Here is a 604-nt window from a genome sequence, read left to right on the forward strand (position 1 = left end):
GACTGGTTTGAGGGTCGCCTCGCCTGGCTGGATGCGCAGTGGGGATATGCTGCGTGAACATCCTGGGGCTGTGGCACGACTGGAGCGGACCGCTCGAATGGGGTTTTGCGATGGCAAGTGGCTGGGCTGCGAAGGCGGGACGCTATCGCCTCCAGTCTCAATCCAATCGTTTGAGTGCAGGTGAACAGGCGCTTAAACTGGTGGCTGCGTCGCAAGAGCGAGAGATGGCCCTCACGGTTTCCTATGAGCGGCTGGTTGCACTGGAGGCAACGGCACGGGTGCACGCCATAGCCACAGCGGATGTGTTGCAGACAGTCTATGAGCAGGCGATTGGTGCAAGATTGAGAGTGCATGATCTGGAAGCGAAGGCTGGCATCACTCTGACTGTGTTTACACCGTTGCCACCGTTTCCCGTCCCGGAAGCTCCTCAGAGCGATGCTTTAGATGTGAATAATGAGGCGTTAAAGGCGGTATAAACGTCTTCTAAAACGTCTGCGGACCCGTCAAAAAAGGGTTCCAGATTGTGTGTCCCGCAGTTCCAAATTGAGTGTCGCGCTTCACTCAGGACCCATTGATTTTTGTAGGGAATTTTGATTCAGGCTCT

At 55.3% G+C, this 604-nt stretch carries 1 protein-coding gene; it reads left to right on the forward strand.

All coding sequences use genetic code 11. The features are described 5' to 3' along the window. Positions 1-53: 53 nt before the first annotated feature. Positions 54-476: a hypothetical protein gene (locus B7444_RS15935; RefSeq protein WP_007283050.1), complete on the forward strand. Its 423-nt coding sequence runs from the start codon at positions 54-56 to the stop codon at positions 474-476. The last annotated feature ends 128 nt before the right edge of the window (positions 477-604 follow it).

Source organism: Gluconobacter thailandicus F149-1 = NBRC 100600 (genome assembly GCF_000964465.1).
Classification (GTDB): Bacteria; Pseudomonadota; Alphaproteobacteria; order Acetobacterales; family Acetobacteraceae; genus Gluconobacter; species Gluconobacter thailandicus.